General features: G+C 62.5%; 6 protein-coding genes. 2 read left to right on the forward strand and 4 right to left on the reverse strand.

The features are described 5' to 3' along the window. Window positions 1–87: 87 nt before the first annotated feature. Entirely contained in the window at window positions 88–363 is a 276-nt protein-coding gene (locus D180_RS07680; RefSeq protein ID WP_010342598.1) for an acyl carrier protein, read from the reverse strand. 112 nt (window positions 364–475) lie between these two features. Here D180_RS07680 and D180_RS07685 point away from each other — a divergent pair, with 112 nt between their 5' ends. Continuing rightward, window positions 476–1,543 (forward strand): GNAT family N-acetyltransferase, encoded by a 1,068-nt coding sequence (locus D180_RS07685; protein ID WP_017912332.1) that lies wholly within the window; start codon window positions 476–478, stop codon window positions 1,541–1,543. A gap of 1 nt (window position 1,544) precedes the next feature. Further along, entirely contained in the window at window positions 1,545–2,426 is an 882-nt protein-coding gene (locus D180_RS07690) for an arginase family protein (protein ID WP_017912333.1), read from the forward strand. Between the two features lie 183 nt (window positions 2,427–2,609). Here D180_RS07690 and D180_RS22905 read toward each other — a convergent pair whose 3' ends face one another. From D180_RS22905 to D180_RS07695, 3 genes are all read right to left on the reverse strand, one after another. Next, complete coding sequence (locus D180_RS22905; RefSeq protein WP_081616437.1) at window positions 2,610–3,113, reverse strand: hypothetical protein; 504 nt, start codon at window positions 3,111–3,113, stop codon at window positions 2,610–2,612. A 15-nt stretch (window positions 3,114–3,128) separates the two neighbouring features. Beyond that, complete coding sequence (locus tag D180_RS22910) at window positions 3,129–3,893, reverse strand: hypothetical protein (protein WP_226975048.1); 765 nt, start codon at window positions 3,891–3,893, stop codon at window positions 3,129–3,131. A gap of 92 nt (window positions 3,894–3,985) precedes the next feature. Further along, window positions 3,986–4,518: DegT/DnrJ/EryC1/StrS family aminotransferase (locus D180_RS07695; RefSeq protein WP_017912334.1), on the reverse strand; the 533-nt coding region annotated here is incomplete at its 5' end.

Genomic DNA, 4,518 nt, shown 5'->3' on the forward strand with positions numbered 1-4,518 from the left:
CGCCTCGGCGCCCAGGCCGAGCGCGCTGACCGCGCCCATGCCGGTGACCACGACGCGCCGCGCGTGCGGGGAGGCGCCCATGGCGCGTCAGTGCGCCGGTTGCGCCGCGCCGGCCGCCGCCTTGGCCGCCAGCGCGTCCTCGACCGCCTGCACCAGCTTGCCGAGCGAACCGTCGTCCAGGTTCGGGTCGCGCTGCGGGAAGGTGATGTCGAAGTGTTCTTCGATGTCGAACAGGATTTCGATGGCCTCGAGCGAATCCACGCCCAGGTCCTGCAGCTTGGCATCCGGGGTCAGGCGCGCCGGGTCGATCTCGCCATGCTTGGCGACGATGCTGTGGATTTGCGACTCGATGGACGGGGTCATGGCAGTGCTCCGCGAAATGAAGGGCCACCGTGCGGCGCCCGCCGCCGGTGGATCGCACGCTGCGGCCTGGGCCGCAGCATCCATTCTCCACGCTAGACGATCAATCTTGCAGATGCCTTTCGTCAACCAACTCGAGCCGCAGGCCTTGCAGCGGCAGTTCCTGCAGCACCCGCCAGCCGGTTTCCTGATCCAGCCCCTGGAGCACGGGGTGCCGGCCTTCGAGGCCGATTTCGACCTGCTCACCACCGCCGAACCCGCGCTGCGCGCGAAGGTGGCGCGGCTGCCTCTGCAGCGGCTGTGGCAGCGCCTGCTGCGGCCGCGCACCAGCTTCGTCGGCAGCACCGTCAGCGAATACGCCTGGCTGCCGCGCGCGGCCGACCCGGTGCAGTTGCCGCGGCAGTGGCGTACGCAACTGGGCCGGCGCCGCGCGCTGATGATCGTCAAGGACGTGCCGCAGCGCTCGCCGCTGCTGGATGAGGCCGACAACGCCTGGGCGCAGGCGTTCCTGGACGCCTGCGAGCGCAACGGCTACGTGCTGCTGCGCGGGCAGGCGCTGGCCTGGGTTCCGATCGACTTCGCCTCCACCGACGAGTACCTGGCGCGGCTCTCGCGCGGGCGCCGGCGCAACATCCGCCGCAAGCTGCGCTCGCGCGCCGATCTGGAGATCGAGGTGCTGCCGACCGGCCCGGCCTTCGCCGACCCGGCGCTGCGCGCGCACTGCTATGCGTTGTACCAGGAGGTGTACGCGCAGAGCGAGATCCATTTCGACCTGTTGACCGAACCGTTCTTCGACGCGCTGCTGACCGACGCCGACTCGGGCGGGCAGGTGTTCGTGTACCGGCACCAGGGCCGCATCATCGGCTGGAATCTGTGCTACGTGCACGAGGGTCGGCTGATCGACAAGTACATCGGCCTGCACTACCCGGATGCGCGCGACCACAACCTGTACGCGCTGAGCTGGATCGAGAACCTCGACTATGCCTGCCGCCATGGCCTCACCGCCTACGTCGCCGGCTGGACCGATCCGGAGGTGAAGGCCCAGCTCGGCGCCAGCTTCACCTACACCTGGCATGCGGTGTACCTGCGCAATCCGTTGCTGCGCGCCGTGCTGCGGCGGCTGCGGCCGCTGTTCGAATCCGACGACGTCGGGCCGGCCGCCGATACCGCCGAGGAGGACTGAGATGCGCACCCCGGTCCTGCTCGATCTCGACGCTTCGCTGGGCGCAGTACCCGGCGCCGTGCGCCTGCCGTTGCGCGACTGGTGCGATGGTCTGCGCTTCGCCTGCTCGATGGCGCGGCTGCGCCGCTTCGGCGCGGCGCTGGAGCAGGCGCTGCCGGCGCAGTACGGCACCGTGCTGCTGGGCAGCGGCGATTTCCATCACCTGAGCCTGCCGTTGATCGTGCGCCTGGCGCAGCGTGCGCAGGCGCCGTTGCGGGTGGTGGTGTTCGACAACCATCCGGACAACATGCGCTTCCCGTTCGGCGTTCACTGCGGCTCGTGGGTGCGCCGCATCGCCGCGCTGCCGCAGGTGGCGCAGGTCGAGGTGGCCGGCATCACCTCCGGCGACGTCGGCCCTGGCCATGCCTGGGAAAACCACCTGTTGCCGCTGTACCGCGGCAAGCTGCGCTACTGGTGCAGTGGCGTGGACGTGGGCTGGGCGCGGCGGCTGGGCCTGGGCCAGGCGGTGCGCGGTTTCGACAGCGTGAGCGCGCTGAGCGACGCGTTCGTCGAGCACCTGCGGCGCACGCCGATGCCGACCTATCTGTCGCTGGACAAGGACGTGCTGGATCCGCAGGACGTGCGCACCAACTGGGACCAGGGCCAACTGCGCATACCGCAGTTGCTGCAGGCGATCGAGGCGCTGCGCGGGCAGGTGTGCGGCAGCGACATCACCGGCGAAGTCTCGCTGGCCCATTACCCGCAATGGTGGAAGCGAAAACTGGCGGCGCTGGATGCGCAACCCGAGCCGTCGCCGGCGGACCTGTCGGCGTGGCAGGCGCAGCAGCACGCTTTGAACCTGCGGCTGCTGGCGGCGCTGGACGTGGTCAGCGTATCTAAATGATTGATTGAGGTGCGCGCGCTGTTTTGGATCAAGGTGGTTCGAATCTGCTCGAAGCGCCTATCAAAAGGCACTGCTGTATAAGAGGGTTGCCAAAACGCCGGGGCGACATATTCGTCGGCCCCGACATGTCAATTCGATGTGCTTGGCTATGAAGCCGTTTTGCACGCTAAACCACTGGGTGGATTAACTTGTTTGCTCTGGGGGGCCTACGTCGACAACTGGCATTTTTCCCCCGCAGCTTCCATAGCAGCCGCCTCCAATTAGGATGCCGCCACCGCTACCACTGCCTACATTGCCGCCGCCGCCACCACCACCACCACTATTATTCGAAGCTTGATCTTGCAGCTCCTTGGCCACTTCCTTTGCGGTTTTGCCACACGGCTTTTCAATATAGACAATATTTCGCCCTGAGTGCATCAGCATTTTGAATGTGTAGGCGACATAGCCTTTGTAGGAGTTGTTTACCCATGTGCCTTCGCCGAGAACTTTTGATGCAGATGCATCGAGTTTCGACATAAAGGCGGCATTTGCCGGGTTGGAGTAGTCGCTGAACTTTGGTAGGTCGCCTAGAGTTACCGAAATCGGTGGCAATGGGGGCATGGGGAGCTCGGAACATGCTAGTGCTACACCCATGATTCCACTAAAAGATAGTAGTGCAATTCCATATTTCTTTTGCATAAAATTCATTCCTTTTTTGTGGATTTACTGTGCGCCAATGGGGCGCTTGTCTAATTTTGGATCTATTCCATATTTCGACTTGTAAATATTGTCGATCGCGTCATTTATTCGCAATGCTTCCGACTCTCCTAATGTCCTTTGTTGGGTTGATAATGGCTTTGTAATCATTGCGTCTCTGGTGATTCCGGCGCGGGTATCTCCTCGCATTTCTAAAACGCGGGACAAAGCATAGGCTGCAACTGGATCTCCATTGGATGCTCCGCCTTGATAGGAGGCAAGCATATTTAGGGCAAAAAGATTTCCTTCTGCGCCTGCGTCTATGAGGCGTTGCTGTGCCTGTTGATCGGTTGGCAACAAGCGCGCATCCAATATTGCCTTCGCTGCCATGTCTCCGGCGTCTGCTGCTTCTTTCAAAAGAGCTTCCGGGGCTGTCATATAGGCCTCCCATTGTTTTTCATTGGGGTAGCCGTGGCGATCCAGCCAAGCCTGTTCGGCTTTGCTTTCTGCAAAAAATGGATCGTTCTCGAAGCTCATTCCTCTTCGTGTTTGCGGTACTTCGGGGAACGGGTGCCTTATGGATTTTTTTGCAGGTCTCGATGGCCCGCTTTTTTCTTCTTCTTTTCCAGTCGCTGAAATTTCGGGCTTTAATGATTTTTCGCTGGATTCAGCGGAGTTTGTAAGCTGTGCCTGACTGAGCGAATTTTCATTGTTTTCTTTCTTTTGAAAGAAAAATATTGCAACAATGCTGGCGAATGCCACAGTGGCGGCTAGCCAAATAGTCCTTTTCATTTTTTCTCCAGATAATTCTTTAAATTCAGGGGTCTACATTAACTTCAGCGCGTTTTTTTGTAATAATTTTACGCGTCTCTTAGCCGTGTAGATTATCCGCAGACACCAGCAAGCGCAATATCCACGGGCGCTAGTTTCTGACAGGAAACGGCGCAGGCCGCGTGCAGCGTGGCCACGATGGTCTCGAAGCGCGCCTCGTCCAGCCAGGGGCTGTTGCTGATGCTCAGGCAGCGCGCGGCGAAGTCGCTGGCGTTGGGCATCGGCGTGCGTTCGACGATGCCGTCCAGGTAGTCGTAGTCGGGCAGGGCATGCACGAACGGCACCGCCACGCCGAGTCCGCGCGGCCACAGCGCACCCAGCACCGATTCGCGTGCGGCCGCATCGGGCAGCAGCACCATCAGGATCGGCCAGCTGCCCTGGGCGCCGGGGGTATCGGCGATCACGCTCAGGCCGGGGATGCCGGCCAGGCGTGCGCTGCGGCGCCGGCCCTGTTCGCGTATCTGCGCAAGAAATGCCGGCCAGCGGGTGCTGGCGCGCACGCCCACGCCTTCGCGCCAGGCGCCGACCGCGTGCTGGGCGATGGCCGTGCCGAAGCGGTCGCCGGCCGCGCCGATGCGGTCGCCGC

The organism is Xanthomonas sp. SHU 166, assembly GCF_000364685.1.
In the GTDB taxonomy this organism is placed as follows: domain Bacteria; phylum Pseudomonadota; class Gammaproteobacteria; order Xanthomonadales; family Xanthomonadaceae; genus Xanthomonas_A; species Xanthomonas_A sontii.

Bases quoted from the DNA above. Each gene is read 5' to 3' on its own strand.
- D180_RS07680 (WP_010342598.1), bottom strand. From the start codon at position 363: ATGACCCCGTCCATCGAGTCGCAAATCCACAGCATCGTCGCCAAGCAT.
- D180_RS22910 (WP_226975048.1), bottom strand. From the start codon at position 3,893: ATGAAAAGGACTATTTGGCTAGCCGCCACTGTGGCATTCGCCAGCATT.
- D180_RS07690 (WP_017912333.1), top strand. From the start codon at position 1,545: ATGCGCACCCCGGTCCTGCTCGATCTCGACGCTTCGCTGGGCGCAGTA.
- D180_RS22905 (WP_081616437.1), bottom strand. From the start codon at position 3,113: ATGAATTTTATGCAAAAGAAATATGGAATTGCACTACTATCTTTTAGT.
- D180_RS07685 (WP_017912332.1), top strand. From the start codon at position 476: ATGCCTTTCGTCAACCAACTCGAGCCGCAGGCCTTGCAGCGGCAGTTC.